This is a genomic window from Streptomyces sp. BRA346, from assembly GCF_052851135.1.
In genome coordinates, this window is record NZ_JAIWIH010000044.1 from 27,977 (window position 1) to 42,832 (window position 14,856).

14 protein-coding genes and 1 riboswitch are annotated in these 14,856 nt (G+C 68.2%); of the genes, 7 read left to right on the plus strand and 7 right to left on the minus strand.

Annotated elements, in window-relative coordinates:
* Positions 1 to 17 precede the first annotated feature (17 nt).
* Entirely contained in the window at positions 18 to 3,158 is a 3,141-nt protein-coding gene (locus LCH29_RS37310; RefSeq protein WP_446466121.1) for a DUF3427 domain-containing protein, read from the plus strand.
* A 4-nt stretch (positions 3,159 to 3,162) separates the two neighbouring features.
* Here the strand turns inward: LCH29_RS37310 and LCH29_RS37315 are convergent, their stop codons facing one another.
* Entirely contained in the window at positions 3,163 to 3,795 is a 633-nt protein-coding gene (locus LCH29_RS37315; protein ID WP_446466152.1) for an ATP-binding protein, read from the minus strand.
* Positions 3,796 to 4,044: 249 nt separating this feature from the next.
* Between LCH29_RS37315 and LCH29_RS37320 the strand changes: the two genes are divergently transcribed.
* From LCH29_RS37320 to LCH29_RS37330, 3 genes are all read left to right on the plus strand, one after another.
* The gene (locus tag LCH29_RS37320; protein ID WP_446466122.1) at positions 4,045 to 4,863 is read left to right on the plus strand and encodes a helix-turn-helix domain-containing protein; all 819 of its coding nucleotides are present in this window, start codon (positions 4,045 to 4,047) and stop codon (positions 4,861 to 4,863) included.
* Positions 4,856 to 5,056 carry a DUF397 domain-containing protein gene (locus LCH29_RS37325; protein WP_446466123.1) on the plus strand — a complete coding sequence of 67 codons (201 nt, stop codon included), beginning with the start codon at positions 4,856 to 4,858 and terminating at the stop codon, positions 5,054 to 5,056. The genes LCH29_RS37320 and LCH29_RS37325 overlap by 8 nt, the downstream gene beginning before the upstream one ends.
* 93 nt (positions 5,057 to 5,149) lie before the next feature.
* Positions 5,150 to 5,455, plus strand: a complete 306-nt coding sequence (locus LCH29_RS37330) for a hypothetical protein (protein WP_446466124.1) — start codon at positions 5,150 to 5,152, stop codon at positions 5,453 to 5,455.
* A gap of 268 nt (positions 5,456 to 5,723) precedes the next feature.
* On the opposite strand, the gene LCH29_RS37335 is transcribed toward LCH29_RS37330, so the two are convergent.
* From LCH29_RS37335 to LCH29_RS37355, 5 genes are all read right to left on the minus strand, one after another.
* Positions 5,724 to 6,680: an aldo/keto reductase gene (locus LCH29_RS37335; protein ID WP_446466125.1), complete on the minus strand. Its 957-nt coding sequence runs from the start codon at positions 6,678 to 6,680 to the stop codon at positions 5,724 to 5,726.
* A gap of 157 nt (positions 6,681 to 6,837) precedes the next feature.
* Positions 6,838 to 8,001: a M23 family metallopeptidase gene (locus LCH29_RS37340; protein WP_446466126.1), complete on the minus strand. Its 1,164-nt coding sequence runs from the start codon at positions 7,999 to 8,001 to the stop codon at positions 6,838 to 6,840.
* Between the two features lie 11 nt (positions 8,002 to 8,012).
* Positions 8,013 to 8,143, minus strand: a riboswitch (cyclic di-AMP (ydaO/yuaA leader).
* Between the two features lie 264 nt (positions 8,144 to 8,407).
* A complete protein-coding gene (locus LCH29_RS37345; RefSeq protein WP_446466127.1) occupies positions 8,408 to 9,685 on the minus strand; it encodes a PP2C family protein-serine/threonine phosphatase in 1,278 nt (425 codons plus the stop codon).
* Between the two features lie 158 nt (positions 9,686 to 9,843).
* Positions 9,844 to 10,227 (minus strand): hypothetical protein, encoded by a 384-nt coding sequence (locus LCH29_RS37350; RefSeq protein WP_446466128.1) that lies wholly within the window; start codon positions 10,225 to 10,227, stop codon positions 9,844 to 9,846.
* Positions 10,228 to 10,364: 137 nt separating this feature from the next.
* A complete protein-coding gene (locus LCH29_RS37355; RefSeq protein ID WP_446466129.1) occupies positions 10,365 to 11,135 on the minus strand; it encodes a DUF6227 family protein in 771 nt (256 codons plus the stop codon).
* Positions 11,136 to 11,607: 472 nt separating this feature from the next.
* Here LCH29_RS37355 and LCH29_RS37360 point away from each other — a divergent pair, with 472 nt between their 5' ends.
* The 3 genes from LCH29_RS37360 to LCH29_RS37370 all read left to right on the plus strand — a co-directional run bounded on the left by LCH29_RS37360 (position 11,608) and on the right by LCH29_RS37370 (position 13,511).
* Positions 11,608 to 11,958, plus strand: coding sequence for a hypothetical protein (locus LCH29_RS37360; RefSeq protein ID WP_446466130.1), 351 nt, complete (start codon positions 11,608 to 11,610; stop codon positions 11,956 to 11,958).
* Between the two features lie 273 nt (positions 11,959 to 12,231).
* Entirely contained in the window at positions 12,232 to 12,687 is a 456-nt protein-coding gene (locus LCH29_RS37365; protein WP_446466131.1) for a hypothetical protein, read from the plus strand.
* Between the two features lie 299 nt (positions 12,688 to 12,986).
* Positions 12,987 to 13,511 carry a hypothetical protein gene (locus LCH29_RS37370; protein ID WP_446466132.1) on the plus strand — a complete coding sequence of 175 codons (525 nt, stop codon included), beginning with the start codon at positions 12,987 to 12,989 and terminating at the stop codon, positions 13,509 to 13,511.
* 87 nt (positions 13,512 to 13,598) lie between these two features.
* On the opposite strand, the gene LCH29_RS37375 is transcribed toward LCH29_RS37370, so the two are convergent.
* Positions 13,599 to 14,681 (minus strand): right-handed parallel beta-helix repeat-containing protein, encoded by a 1,083-nt coding sequence (locus LCH29_RS37375; protein WP_446466133.1) that lies wholly within the window; start codon positions 14,679 to 14,681, stop codon positions 13,599 to 13,601.
* Positions 14,682 to 14,856 lie beyond the last annotated feature (175 nt).

Sequence of the window (14,856 nt, forward strand, 5' to 3'; positions counted from 1 at the left end):
GACGAGGGGATGTTGCGATGGTCGAGCACTCTGCGGACCAGACCACACCGGTACCTGGACTGTACGAGCGGCTGATCACCTCACGCATCGAGGACCAGCTGAAGGCATTGGACGCCGCAGGGTGGAAGACCGTCCAGCAGAAGGTCGGCGCGCACTCCTCCCCTCACGTGCTCGCGCGCCACGTCGCCGACACCGTGCGCCGGATCTTCCTTGACCTGCCTCCCGATGAGCAGGTCATCGCGGCCAACCACATCCTTGAGTCGATCAGCACGCTCGACGGCGCCAAGCAGTGGATTGACCTCATCGCAGACGGCCCTCGGCAACTGATCGCCGTCGCCGAGCAGGAGGCGCCGGGCGTCTACTCCATGCGCCCGGCGACGCCGCTCTCCGAGGCGGCGCTCATCACCAACTCCCCCGAGGACCCGAACCTGGGCTTCGAGCTGCGGGCCGAGTTAGCTACCGCAGACCGCGTCGACCTGCTCTGTGCGTTCGTGAAGTGGCACGGTCTGCGCGTCCTGGAGGAGTCGCTGAAGGCGGCGCGGGATCGCGGGGTGCCGATCCGCGTCATCACGACCACATACATCGGGGCTACCGAGCGGACCGCCCTGGACCGACTCGTCAGGGAGTTCAACGCCGAGGTCAAGGTCAACTACGAGGTGCGGTCCACGCGGCTGCACGCAAAGGCGTGGCTGTTTCGGCGGAACAGTGGCTACGACACCGCGTACGTGGGGAGCTCGAACCTCTCCAGGGCCGCACTGCTCGACGGCTTGGAGTGGAATGTCCGCCTCTCGTCGGTAGCGACGCCGCCGGTCTTGAAGAAGTTCGAGGCCACCTTCGACTCGTACTGGAGCGAGCCCTCCTTCGAGACGTATGACCCCGACAGCGACGCGCCCCGGCTCGAAGAGGCGCTCACCCTGGCGAGCGGAAAGCAGCGGACCGGCACGCACACCATCAGCCTGTCCGGCCTCGAAGTGCGGCCATACCCGCATCAGCAAGACATGCTCGAGCGGCTCCATATTGAGCGGGACATCCACGGTCGGCACCGAAACTTGCTTGTCGCCGCAACGGGCACCGGCAAGACCGTGATGGCCGCCCTCGACTACAAGGCTCTGAAGAGGAAGCACCAGGGGCGCCCGCTCAACCTCCTCTTCGTCGCTCATCGCCAAGAGATCCTGAAGCAGTCGCTCCGCGCCTATCAAGAGGTGCTCGATGATGCGAACTTCGGGGAGCTCCTTGTCGGTGGCAATGAGCCACAGGACTGGACACACGTCTTTGCTAGCGTCCAATCCCTCCACGCTCGTTCGCTGGAAAAGCTCGCGCCCGACCACTTCGACGTCGTGGTCATCGACGAGTTCCACCATGGCGTTTCACCGACCTACCGCCGCATCATCGACCACTTCGAGCCGATGGAGCTTCTGGGCCTGACGGCCACGCCAGAGCGCATGGACGGCCGGAACGTCCAGGATGAGTTCTTCGACGGCCACATCGCCGCCGAGATGCGCCTGTGGGAGGCGCTGGAGAATGATCTACTCAGCCCCTTCCACTACTTCGGCATAGCCGACAACACGGACCTCGAAGGGCTCACCTGGAAGCAGGGCTCCTACGACACGGGCGAGCTGGGCCAGCTCTACACCGGAAACCATGCGCGAGCTCGTCTCATCGTGAAGGCGGTGCAAGAGAAGGTCACGGATCCGGGCGTCATGCGGGCGCTGGGCTTCTGCGTCACCGTTGCGCACGCTCACTTCATGGCCGACTTCTTCCGCCAGGCTGGCATCAGCGCCCAGGCCCTCGACGGCTCCACCCCGACCGCGGAACGCGCCCAGGCCCTGAATGACCTGCGCAACGGCAAGGTGCAGGTCCTGTTCTCGGTCGACCTCTTCAACGAGGGGCTCGACATCCCGGATGTAGACACCCTCCTCCTGCTCCGCCCGACCGCCAGCGCCACGGTGTTTCTCCAGCAGCTGGGCCGGGGCCTGCGACGCACGCCGGACAAGGCGGTGCTCACGGTCCTCGATTTCATCGGGCAGCACCGCAAGGAGTTTCGCTTCGAGGAGCAGTTCCGTGCGCTGACGAGCTTCACCCGCAACCGGCTCACGGAGCACATCGAGCGCGACTTCCCGCAGCTGCCGTCGGGCTGCGAGATCATCCTCGACCGTAAGTCCAAGCAACGGATCCTGGACAACATCAAGAGCCAGATCAACGTCAACGTCCGGCAGTTGACGCAAGAGGTGGCCGTGTACGCCGAACCACGGCTCGATGCCTATCTCCGCGAGAGTCGCCGCGAACTCAAAGAGCTCTACCGCAGCAACAACTCATGGACACGGCTCTTGAGGCGAGCCCGCCTTCTGGGCGAGGAGCACCCCGAGGGCGAAGAGGCACTGCTCAAGCGGGTCTCGGCGTTCCTCCATGTCGACGATCCACAACGCGTCCATGCCTACCGCCGGATGCTGGCCGATGACGCCCCGGGGTACGACTCGCTCGATGCATCAGGCCAGGCGTACGCGCGGATGCTCTTCTTCTCCCTGTGGCCACTGGGCGGGGGATTCGCCAGCTACGCCGAGGGCTTCGCGTCCTTGCGCCAGCAGAGCGCCTTCCGCAGCGAGCTAAGCCAAGTGCTCGCGTACAACCTGGAGCACACCGACCACTACCCGATCCCGCTCCTGGGCGACCACGGCGGGGTCCCGCTGGCCGTCCACGCCTCCTACAGCCGCGAGGAAATCCTGCCCGCCCTCGGCCAGGCCGATGTGGGCGGCTTCGTGCCGGGAAACTTCCGCGAAGGCGTGAAGTGGTGCGAAGGGCTTCGAACCGACGCACTCTTGATCACCCTCGAAAAGGACGACAAGGACTTCTCGCCGCAGACCCGGTACAAGGACTACGCGATGAGCCCAGATCGCTTCCACTGGGAATCGCAGAACCAGACCTCGGAGTCCTCCCCCACGGGCCTGCGCTATCAGCAACATCAGGAGCGCGGTACCCATGTGCTGCTCTTCGTGCGGCGCTACAAGAAGACCGACATCGGTGGCCCGCAGCCATGGATGCTGCTCGGTCCCGCTGCATACGCATCTCATGAGGGCAGCAAGCCCATGGGCATCGTCTGGCGGCTCCAGCACAAGCTGCCTGCCGACGTCTGGACGTATTCGGCGATTGCAGCGGGGTAGCGGCTCAGCCGACCGCGCCGAGCTCCGATTCGAAGTGCATTTGGGCTCGATCCAAGGCCGTGTCGGGGTCCTGCCCATGGGCGCGGAACCAGTGGAGGAGGTCGGCGATCAAAGCGATCGCCGCCTCCTCCGCCACCGCATGACTCAGCGGCGATGAGGGGCTTGTCTGCATGAGCGGCTGGCTGTAGAGGGCCAGCAAAGCCTCGGCGCGATGAACCTGAGGGCGATCAACGTGGGTGTCGTTACGCCTGAGCTCGGTGGCGATCTCGCACCAGGTTGTCTTGCCGCTCTCGGTCGGGATGACGCCCCAGCGGTCGGTCACAGCAGCGACCAGCGCCAGCCCCCGACCCGACTCGGCCGTGGTTGACGCACTCAGCAGCGTGGGCAATGCACGGGAGTCCGGATCGCTGATGGCAATGCGCAGGTAGGTGCCGTTCATGTCGACGGCCATGGTCGTCGGCGTCCCGAGGCCGACGTGGGTGATGACGTTGGCGACGAGCTCGCTCACGCAGATCTGCGCAGCCTCCACGAGATCAGGGAGGCCCCAGAGCGTGAGGTGCGTCCGCATGATGCGTCTCAGCGCGGCCACTTCGCCTGGCTCCGCCAGGAAGGGAAGGTCCCACGCCTTCCTCTGCATGCACTGCTCGACCACGCGCTTCAACCCCTTGCCGTTGCGCCACACCAGGTGATCACTCGCCGCAACCACAGTGTGCCTCTTGGTGACTTCACGTGAGAGAATGGCACCGCATATCCCCATATGCAATGTGCATATAGAGATTCCCCCGATTGAGTGACTGACGTATCTCCAAACGCCGACAAGACTGAACCAACGTCACCCGATGAGGAGTTCACGGTGCCCGGATCACCCACTGCACGACGTCGCCGCTTGGCGATCGAGCTCAAGAAACTTCGTGAGGAGCACCAGCTCACCTGCGGCCAGGTAGGGCAGGAGCTGGACTGGAGCGGTTCGAAGGTCAACCGCCTGGAGACTGGCCAGGGTCGAGTCCAGCCATCGGACGTCGATGCGCTCTGCCGCTTCTACGGCACCTCCGACGAGCTGCGTGAACTCCTCAAGGAGCTGGCCAAGCAGTCCAAGATGCGCGGGTGGTGGCATGCGTACGGCAGCGCGGTGCCCTCTTGGTTCTCGGTCTACGTCGGGTTAGAGCAGGCCGCCTCGGGACTGCGGACGTACGAGTGCGAGTTCGTGCCCGGTCTGCTTCAGACAGCCGACTACGCCCGGGAGCTCCACCTCGCTGCGCCCACTCAGGGCCCCGACGACGGTGAGCGCATGATCAACGTACGGATGGAGCGACAGGCTCTCCTGACAGGCACGACACCTCTCGACCTGTGGGCGATCGTGCACGAGAGCGTCCTGCGACATGCGATCGGCAGTCCCAAGGTGATGCATGGGCAACTCGAACACCTTCTGGAAGTCGCCCAGCTGAAGAACGTCACAATGCAGGTACTGCCGTTCGATGCCGGGAGCTACCCTGCCGTGGGGGCGTTCAGCATCTTGAAGTTCCCCGAGCAGGAGGACCTCGACGTCGTCTATCGCGACGGACTGACGGACGCCGTGTACCTGGAGCGTCCGGAAGACATCGCTCAGTATGCGAAGGCGTTTGACAACCTACGCGCGTTGTCCTTGAGTCCTCAGCGATCCAGCAATCTCATCAGGCATGCGATGCGAGGACTGACGGATGACTGACATAGCAACGCTCGTGTGGCACAAGAGCAGCTACAGCAATGGGAGCGGGGGCAACTGCGTGGAGACGGCGAAGCTGCCGGACCACGAGACCGCCGTCCGCGACTCGAAGCGTCCGGAGGGGCCCGTGCTCGGGTTCTCGCCGGGGGCGTGGGGGGACTTCGTCGCGGCGCTGCGGGCGGATGAGCTGGGCTGAGGCTCCGGCCACGCGTAGGCGGTTCGGGCCCGGGGTGGGGGCTCGCTGCGTAGGGTCGGGGCAAAAGTGACCCTAGGAGTGGGAGGTAGCGGCATGGCTGGGGTACCGGCGGGGCTGGTGGCTGCGGGTGGGTTGATCGGGGGGTATGGGGTGGCCCGGTGGACCAAGCGGCGGCCGCTCGGTGGGGTTGCGCTGGCGGCGGCCGGGGCCGTGGCCGCCAAGGGGTGGCGGGACAAGGCGGGGAACGGGACGGCGGCCGCGCTCGGCGGGTTGTACGTGGCCGCGTTCGCCGGGTCGCATCCGCTGGCGAAGAAGGTCGGGGCATGGCCGTCCGTGTTCGCCGTGGCGGGCGGGGTCGGGCTCGCGTCGTGGGTGCTTGCCGACCGGCAGGAGGGCTGACCCGCCGGCCCCGGCCGTTTGCGGTGAGTTTGGGCCGTCCCACAGCGGCGTTCACGTGCGTTGACGACACGCACTCACCGCAAACCCAGGGACCGTCGGCACGTGGCGGCGGGCTCGCGTCGTGGGCGCTTGCTCATCGACGGGCGGTAGTACCGGCGGTTGAGGCGCGCGCAAGACAGTGACACGCCGACAACGCGGCGTGTCGCTGTCCGTCCCGCGCCTCAACCCCCGGAAGCCCACCGTTGGCGCTGGCGTCGTGGCCCGGGGGTCAGACCGAGGCGGACGTCAGGAGGTCCAGCTCGGGCTGGGTGAGCTGGAGGTCGACCGAGGCCAGCAGGGCCGGGAGTTGGGCGGGGACGCGGGCGCTGGCGATGGGGGCGACCACGGTCGGCTGGGCGGCGAGCCAGGCCAGGGCGACGGAGGCGTGGTCGGCGTTGTGGTTGGCGGCCACGTCGTCGAGGGCGGCGAGGACCTTCTGGCCGCGCTCGGTCTCCAGGTGCTGGGCGGCGCCCGTGGAGCGGGCGCTGTCGACCGTGGTGCCGGGGCGGTACTTGCCGGTGAGGAAGCCGGAGGCGAGCGCGTAGTACGGGAGCGTCGCCAGGCCGTGGCGGGCGGCGACGTCGGCCAGTTCGCCTTCGTAGGTGTCGCGCGAGACCAGGTTGTAGTGGGGCTGGAGGGCGACGTAGCGGGCCAGGTTCTCCTGGGCGGAGAAGGTGAGGGAGGCGTCCAGGCGCTTGGCGGAGATGTTGGAGGCGGCGATCTCGCGGATCTTGCCCGCCTTCACCAGCTCGTCGAGGGTGGAGATGATCTCCTCGACCGGAACCGAGGTGTCGTCGTAGTGGGTGTAGTAGAGGTCGACGTAGTCGGTGCCCAGGCGCTGGAGGGACTCGTCCAGGCCGGACTTGATGGCGGACGAGGAGAGTCCGCGGGGTTCCGGCAAACCGGCGCCGACCTTGGTGGCGAGGACGATGTCGTCGCGGTTGCCGCGGGAGGCGAACCACTTGCCGAGGATGGTCTCGGACTCGCCGCCCTCGTTGCCGGGTGCCCAGGCGGAGTAGACGTCCGCGGTGTCGATGAAATTGCCGCCCGCCGCCACGTAGGCGTCGAGCACCTCGAAGGATTCGGCCTCGTCGGCCGTCCAGCCGAAGACGTTGCCGCCCAGGGAGAGCGGGAAGACGGACAGGCTGCCGATGTTCTTACGGGTGTCCTTGCGGGTCTCAGTCATGCGTCACTACAACGCGCAGGAGGGAGGGGGTTATTCCGTCGGAGGCCGCAGCGGAGGCCGCGGACAGAGAACCGGCGGCCCTGGCGTCAAGGGGGGAGAGAGCGCCAGAGCCGCCGGAACGATGGGCCGTCGCCGCGGCGACGGCCGGATCAGGGGGTCACGGGTTCAGCCCGTGGTCGCGCAGCCAGGGCATCGGGTCGATCGGCGAGCCGCCGCCCGGCCGGACCTCCAGGTGGAGGTGGGGGCCGGTGACGTTGCCGGTGGCGCCGACGCGGCCGATGGTCTCGCCCGAGGACACCTTGCCCGAGGTGACGACCATGGACGACAGGTGGCAGTACCAGATCTCGGTGCCGTCATCGAGCGTGAGCACGATGCGGTAGCCGTACGATCCGGCCCAGCCCGCCTGGGTTATGGTGCCGCCGCTCAGCGCCTTGACCGGGGTGCCGGTCGGGGCGGCGAAGTCCTGGCCGGTGTGGTCGGCGGACCACAGGTCGCCCGCCTGGCCGAAGCCCGCGGTCAGGGTGTACGAGGCGACGGGGAGGGTGAACCCGCCGGCGGCCTTGGCGCGGCGCTCGGCGGCGGCCTTCGCTGCGGCCTCCTTCTCGGCCTCCGCCTTCGCCTTGGCGGCGGCCTCGGCGGCCTTCTTCTTGGCGGCGGCCTCGGCCTTCTTCTGCTCCGCCAGGTCGCGGGCCTTGGCGGCGGCCTTCGCTGCGTCGTCGGCGGCGGCCTTGGCGGCGGCGCGCGCCTCGCTCTCGCGTCTGTCGTCCTCCGCCGCGGTCTGCTGGCTCTCGGCCTGCCGCAGGATGCGGGTGCGCAGCGCCTCGCCCGCCTCGGCGCCGCTGGTGGTGAGGCCGGTCGCGGTGGTCTGGGCGGAGTCCTGGTCGTCGGCCATCAGGGAGCCGATGCCGGGCAGGTCCTTGGCGGCGGGCAGCTGGGCCTTGACCTCGTCGGCGACGTGGGCGAGGTCCGGCATGGAGATCGGGACGGTCGGCCGGTCCTTGGCACTCGCCATGCCGCCCGCGCCGACCGCCGCGATGACGCCGACGCCGAGGACGGCGCCGCTGCGGGCCATGGTCCCGCCGCGCTGCTTGCCGACGCGGTGCCGGCCGCGGAGCGGAGCGATGGACTCCTCGGTGGGGTTCCACTCGTCCCAGACGGCTTCCTTGCCCAGGGGCGGCTCATCCGCTTCGGCTCCGAGGCCGACCGTGGGGCGGGCGCCGGCTCCGGCGTCGAAGCCGACTCCGTACGCGGTCGCGGTGCCGGGACCCGTACCTGATGAGCGGTACGGAGCTTCGTCCAGTACGGACCTGTTGGACGCCACCGGGGCGCACTCCTTTCCTTCCCTCTCGCCTACCGGGTTAGCTGACGGGTTCGGAGCAGGAAGGTCTCCTACGGGTCAGGTTCGACCCGATTCACCCCAAGGTGGTGGTTCCCCGGTTCCCTGGTGCTGGTGGTGCCTGGTGCTACTGGTGGTGCTGGCGCGCTGCACGTACGGGATTCGGCGACGGCGCACGGTGCCGCCTCTGCGACGGCTGTGCCGACCGCGCTGCGTTATCGAACGTTAATAGAGAGCGCGACATGATTCCAAGCTCTTCTGAAGAATCCGCGTAGCTTTGGCATGAACTTAGTAACCAAGGATGGACAGATGGGGGCGTTTCACCCCGGTTGAAAAGGGATGGTAAAAACCTCCGGCGGGCTGATCGTGTGTCAATCGTTATGCACGGGCGTCACGGTTGGCTACGGTCCGTGTCCGGAGCGGGGGTCGTGATTCCGTTCGTTCCGGGCGGGCGCCGGACCGCGAGCAGCGCCATGTCGTCCGAGGTCTCCCCGCCCGCGTGCAGCGCGACGTCCTCCACCAGCGCGTCGAGCAGCCCGCCCGGCCCGGTGAAGCGGCGGCCGCGCAGCCGCTCCTCGGGGACGTAGAACGTGCCGTGCCGGTCACGGGCCTCGGTCACCCCGTCCGTGAACAGCAGCAGCATCGCGTCCTCGGGGAACCGCAGCTCCGTCACCCGGTCGGGCCACGCGCCCAGTTCGCCCATCCCCAGCGGCAGCGCGGCCGTCTCCGGCTCCAGGCGGCGCACCGCGCCGTCGCCGGGCAGCAGCAGCGGCGCCGGGTGGCCGCGGTTGATGAGGCGGAGGGTGGAGTCACCGCGCGGGATCTCGCCGAGGACGGCGGTGGTGAACCCCTCGAACGCCTCCAGCTCGGCCCGTCGCGCGCCCTCGCGCCGCAACGCCCGCTCCAGGCGCCCCGCGAGCCCCTCCAGCGTCGCCTCCTGCTCCGCGGCCTCCCGGAAGGCACCAATGAGGACCGCGACGACCTCCACGGCCTGGAGCCCCTTGCCGCGGACGTCCCCGACGATCAGCCGTACGCCGTGCGGGGTGTCCTGCACCGCGTACAGATCGCCGCCGATCGCGGCGTACCGCTCGGCCGCCACATAGCGCGCCGCGACGTCCAGCCCGGCGATACGGGCGGGCGGTACGGGCAGCACGGCCCGCTGCGCCGCCTCCGCAATGCCGCGCGCCGAGGCCAGCCGCCGGTCGCCGCGGCGGACGACGCGGTTGATCACGAGCGCGAGCAGGGCGACGGTTGCCACGGTGGCGATCTCGGTCGCGGCCTGGGTCGGGTCCCGTACGCCGTGCAGCTCCGCCAGCAGGCAGACGGCGGTGAGGGCGAGCACCGTGGTGACGATGGTCGGCCGCAGCGGGAAGAGGGAGGCGGCGACCAGCGGGGCCGCGGCGAAGAAGGGGGAGGCGGTGTACGGGGCCGGGGCGGCGAGGTCGAAGGCGATGCCGCCGAGCAGGAGGACGGCGGGGGTCCAGCGGGCCAGCCGGCGCCCCGAGGATGCCTGGAGGGCCTCCTCTGCCGTGACGAGTCCGGCGGCCGCGCCCGAGGAGTCGGCGGCGGGCGTACGGGCGCCCGGACGAGCCCTGCTCCCTCGCACCCGCGCCACCGGCCTGTCTCGCTTTCCCTGGTTCGTGACCCCGTCGGTCCGTGACTCCGTCATCAGGCTTCCGGGTGCCGGGCCGCCGTGCGAGTCGATCGCGGCCATGTGGGTGCGTCGCCAGGTGCGTCACGCGACAGCCCCGGACGCACCACGGCCCCGGATGGCAGGCATCCGGGGCCGCAGGGGAAGCCGTGGCATCCGCCAGGGCTCAGTAGGCGTCAGCCGCGGCCGTAGCCGCCGCTGTAGCCACCGCCGTTGGCGAGGGCGATGTTGGTGCAGTTGCTGCCACCGGTGATGTCGCCCGAGCTGGCGAGCCCGCCGATGTTGGTGACGAGGCCGGTGGACGTGTCACAGTCGTTGGACTGAACGGCCGCCGTGCCGTTGGTGTAGTTGAGGCAGTTGCTGGCGAACGAGATGTCACCCGTGGTGGCGCCCACAGCGGTGTTGACGATGGGGCCGATGGCCGTGTCACACGAGTTGGTCTGGACCGCCCCGAAGGGGTCGAAGCCGCCGTACCCGTGGGCGGACGCTCCACCCGCGCTCCCCAGGACCAGGGCGCCTGCCGCCACGGTCAGGACAGCAACCTTCTTTCCGATGTTCACGAGATTTCCTCCAGAAGAGCCGAATCCGCGGAAAACCACACGTTGCGATTCAACGAAAGGACAACCGCGACATCAGGGAGGCGCGCACGCACTTCACCCGATGGGCCCACTGTCGGATCATTCGGAACTCGGCGTACTCAGAGATCGACGCCGAGGGCGCGGGCGTGGCGGTCGGCCGCCAACTCCGCCGACACCTCGTCGAGATACACCTCGCACACCAGCCGCCCGTCCCGGGTCAGATTGTGCTCCAGCTCCCACAGCACGATCTCGTCGCCGCCCGCGAGCAGGAAGGCGTGCTCGTAGAAGCGGCACCAGGTGGCGTCGGGGCCGCCGGAGCGGCGGCGCGGCTTGGGAGCTAACGCGATGTCATGGGCGAACGCCGTCATCAGCAGCCGCTCGGTCTCCTCCCCCGGCCGGTCGGGGTTCTCGGCGCGGCGCAGGACGCGGCGGGCGTGGTCGGCCGAGTTGTCGGCCACGTACGCACGCTGGACCGCCTGGGGCTCGGCGGCCTGGAGCATCTGCTCCGGCAGCCACAGCGGTAACCCGTCCAGCTCCTCCCAGCGGGCACCGCCGATGCAACGGTGGACGCGGCGCTCGGCGAGCGCGAGGGCCTCCTCGTCCGCGTACAGCTCGAACTGCGGGCGGCCGTCCGGGCCGGTGTTGTGCTCCAGCTCCCACAGCAGCAGGCTGCTGCCGTCGGGCAGCAGGAAGACATGCCGATACGTCGTGTATCCGCGCGGGCCTGACGGCTCGTTGCACTGTCGGCAGGAACGCAGCTCGGACTGGTGCATCAGGGCGCTCCGCGCCCGGCTCAGCACCGCCTCGCCGATCTCGAAGCCGTTCTGCGCACGGGCCAGCAGCCCGTCCATCAGCTCGGCGGGGGTTCCCCCCGCTCCTGAGTGCCCCACGTCTCTCCTCCCGCCCCCGGGTGACCGCCCCGCGCACTCAGCGTAGCGGCGTGAACACGCGCCGCGCCTGTGGTTCCGCGAAGCAGCCGGTCGGACTTGTGCCTCACTCACTCCTGCGTCGCGGAGTCAGGATGTATCACTCGTTCGGCCAGTCGAACAACTCCGGGGGCCGCAACCCGCTCCACCACCCGGCCGCCGAGCGGCCACCGGGCGGTCACCGTGGGCCCGTGTTCCGTTCGGGAGTCTTGCCCTGCAACCATCTCCGCTCATTCACCTAAGAAAGGGCCAGGCACCCTTGCTCCAATTGCCTCTTCTGGCGGCCTCGTTTGTGGGATTCCCGGACAACACACACCGGAAGAACCGCGCTGTGCCGGACGGGTGAAGCTGACTGGAAGCCCGAAGCCTTACCCGATGAGTTTCGTTGTCTCATGCGTCCGTTGAATCCGCGGACCAAGCCAGACGGAGGAATTAAGTGAACATCGGCAAGAAGGCGATTCTCCTGACCGCAGCGGCCGGCGCGCTGGCCATCAGCGGAGCGGGGGGTGCCATGGCCTACGGCAACGGCGACCACGTTTCTCAGAGCAACAAGTGTGACACGGAGACCGGCATCACCGCCCCCGGCGGCCTCACCCTCGCCCCCACGGGCGACGTCGCCATCGGCTCCGACTGCATCAACTTCACCAACACGGGCGCGGTCTCCCAGAGCAACGACTGCGACACCAGCACCGCCGCCGACCTTGGCGGAGGCGCGACCCTGGCTCCCGAGGGCGACACCAACATCGGCAGCAACTGCGCCAACATCGCCATCGACGACCGCCCGTGAGGCGTTGACCGCCCGGTGGTGTTCCGGCCGAGCCGGAACACCACCGGGCGGCCCCTGGGGAATGTGGCCCTGGAAACTCCCTTCCAGGGCCACAGCCACGTAAAAAGGTTGACAACAGCTTTCGATTCTGTGAGCCGAACGGGTACAGGTGCCGCTGATTTCGTGCCCTCAGTCCACCGCCATCGTAGACCAGACGTTCGCTGATATCGCGAAGAACTCACATGGAGGCTCTTTATGCATATGCGGAAGAGGACGGCGCTTCTTGTAGCGAGCATGGGTGCGCTGCTCATCGGCGGTGCGGGCGGTGCCGACGCCGCCACCCCTGGCCCCGGGCTCAATGACGGGGGCGCCCAGCGCAATCGCTGCAATACGAGTTCCGTCATCGGCGGTGTCCAGCTCACGGCGTCCGATACCACGACCGAGACCAACTGCATCAACAGCGCCGAGTCAGGGGTGACGGAACAGAGCAATCGCTGCCGGACCCACTCGGTCATCGGTCCGGTCACGGTCGCCCTGGCTCCGGGCTCCACGACCACCAACCGGACCAACTGCATCAACTACAGCAAGTCGGGTGGCGTGACGAAGCAGAGCAACGATTGCAAGACGACCTCCGTCCTCGGCCCCATCACCATCGGCCCCGGCGAGGTCACCAACGAGACCAACTGCGTCAACCTGGCCGGCACCGGTGACGAGAACAACGATAGCGGGGACGGCGCGAAGACCGGTTAGAGCGGAAAGAGCGCAAATCAAAAAAGTCGCCAGAAGCCCTGAGCTCCTGACCCTGAACGCGGTCCCTGGGTTACCTATACCAGGGGCCGCGTTCGCACGTCCGGGAATTTAAACCGGAAGGGCACATCCTGCGATTTTCTCCGACGCCATCGAATATGTAATTCGATGGACCGCACCATACCTTTAGTGCGGCGAACGGGTGATGCTCTCCATGATCCCGGATCCTGAACTTCCGGGATTCGTTGAAAAGGGTGTCTGCGGAACATTCGCGGAGACCCTGATATGGAGGCACCAGCAAGATGCAGATCAGCAAGAAGGTAGCTCTCATGGCCGCGGCGGCCGCGGGCACAATCGTCGTCGGCGGAGCAGGCAGCGCGAATGCTCATGGCCTGTTCCCGCAGCCCAGCGGCACCAGCCAGAGCAACTCCTGTGACACCGAGCTCGGCCTCACCACGACCGGCGGTCTCGACCTCGCTCCCGAGGGCGCGTTCGACCCCAACTCCGAGTGCGTCAACTTCACCAACAGCCGGGCCGTGTCCCAGAGCAACGAGTGCGACACGACCACCGGCATCACCACCACGGGCGGCGCCACTCTCGCCCCCACCGGTGACATCGACCTCGGCAGCAACTGCACCAACATCGCGATCGCCGACAACGGGGTCAAGCACGTCGAGCACCACAAGGCCAAGCACAAGGCCAAGGACCCGCACAAGGCCAAGGCGAAGGCCAAGCACAAGGCCAAGGACCCGCACAAGGCCAAGGCCAAGGCCAAGGCGAAGGTCACGAAGGCCAAGGTCAAGGCGAAGAAGGACTGCAAGCACTGACACATCGGCCCCGGGTCGAGCCACCGGTGCCCCCCGAAGCCATCGCTTCCGGGGGCACTGCGGCGCTCAGTCGGTCCGGTACGCGTCCTACCCGGAGCAGCCCGCGAGGGCCGGGACGCAGTTGTTGGGGTTGTTGCTGCTCACATTCGTCGCCATCAGTGACACCGAACCGCCGTCGGAGAAGATTCCGCCGCCCTGGCCGCCATTGGCCGTATTGCCGCTGATATTGGTACCGACGATTTGTGTGTTCCCGGCGTGACTGAAGAGTCCACCGCCATTGAGGGTGGCGATGTTTCCGGACACCACGGTGGACTGCACATACAGCGCGCTGCCGAAGTTCGCGATACCGGCGCCGTTGCTTCCCGACGTATTTCCGACGATGCGTCCGCCGTTGAAGGTCATATTCCCGGTGGACGTCCAGATACCGCCGCCCTCGAAATTGGTCGCGTGGTTGGTATCGAGCGTCACGGCGCTCAGGGTGGAATTCCCCCAGTTCGCGATGGCGCCGCCGGTGCTGACGGCGGTGTTGTCGGAGAACGTGCTGCTGTTTGCGGTCAGCGAGGCGCCCGTACCGACGTGGACGCCGCCGCCGTCGTTGGCGCTGTTGCCCGAGACGTGGCTCACGGAGAAGGTGGCCGCGGCGCCCGGGGCGATCTCGACGCCGCCGCCGACACCGCTCGCGGTGCTCGTGGTGACCGTGCTCTGCTGCAAGGTCAGGGCGCCGGCGTCGAGGATCCCGGCCCCGTCCGGCGCCCTGCCGCCCGAGAGGGTCACGCCTTTGACGGTGAGACGTCCGCCGGGCGCGACCTCCGCGATGCGGAAGTCCGGGGCCGAGGCGATGCGTCTGATGCTCGCTCCGGTGCCGGTGATGGTCACGTTCCCGGTGATGATCGGGAGCCCGTCGGGGCCGTTGGCGCCCGTCGCCGCCACCGAGGTCAGGGTGTACACGCATCCGGTGGCGAGGGAGACGGTCCCGCCCGAGGCGGCCACCTGGCCCACCGCGGTGACCAGCGCCGCCGCGTCCCCGCAGGGCACCGTGGCCAGGGGCGCGTCGTCACCGCCCGCCCTGGTCCCCCCTCCCTCGGCCGACGCCGGTGCGGAAGCGCCCCACGCCATGAGCGCCAGCACCATGACGGGGAGGGTTCCGCGGATGGTAGTCACGAGTCGCACGAGGGTCTCCTAACGCAATTTCCTGGGGGAGCGAGTCCTGGGGGAGCGAGCAGGCTCAGCCTGTGCGGCCAGGAGGCTTTCGGCATCCGCTCGGGCGCCGCCCGTGTGACCGCCGATCGGCCGCGCGCACGGGGGCGAGGTCCCCGGAAAACGACGAAACCGCAGGTCAGCGATG

Excerpts from the sequence above, each read along its gene's own strand:
- LCH29_RS37310 (WP_446466121.1), top strand. The coding sequence starts at position 18 with ATGGTCGAGCACTCTGCGGACCAGACCACACCGGTACCTGGACTGTAC.
- LCH29_RS37315 (WP_446466152.1), bottom strand. The coding sequence starts at position 3,795 with ATGCAGAGGAAGGCGTGGGACCTTCCCTTCCTGGCGGAGCCAGGCGAA.
- LCH29_RS37325 (WP_446466123.1), top strand. The coding sequence starts at position 4,856 with ATGACTGACATAGCAACGCTCGTGTGGCACAAGAGCAGCTACAGCAAT.
- LCH29_RS37330 (WP_446466124.1), top strand. The coding sequence starts at position 5,150 with ATGGCTGGGGTACCGGCGGGGCTGGTGGCTGCGGGTGGGTTGATCGGG.
- LCH29_RS37335 (WP_446466125.1), bottom strand. The coding sequence starts at position 6,680 with ATGACTGAGACCCGCAAGGACACCCGTAAGAACATCGGCAGCCTGTCC.
- LCH29_RS37345 (WP_446466127.1), bottom strand. The coding sequence starts at position 9,685 with ATGACGGAGTCACGGACCGACGGGGTCACGAACCAGGGAAAGCGAGAC.
- LCH29_RS37365 (WP_446466131.1), top strand. The coding sequence starts at position 12,232 with ATGGGTGCGCTGCTCATCGGCGGTGCGGGCGGTGCCGACGCCGCCACC.
- LCH29_RS37370 (WP_446466132.1), top strand. The coding sequence starts at position 12,987 with ATGCAGATCAGCAAGAAGGTAGCTCTCATGGCCGCGGCGGCCGCGGGC.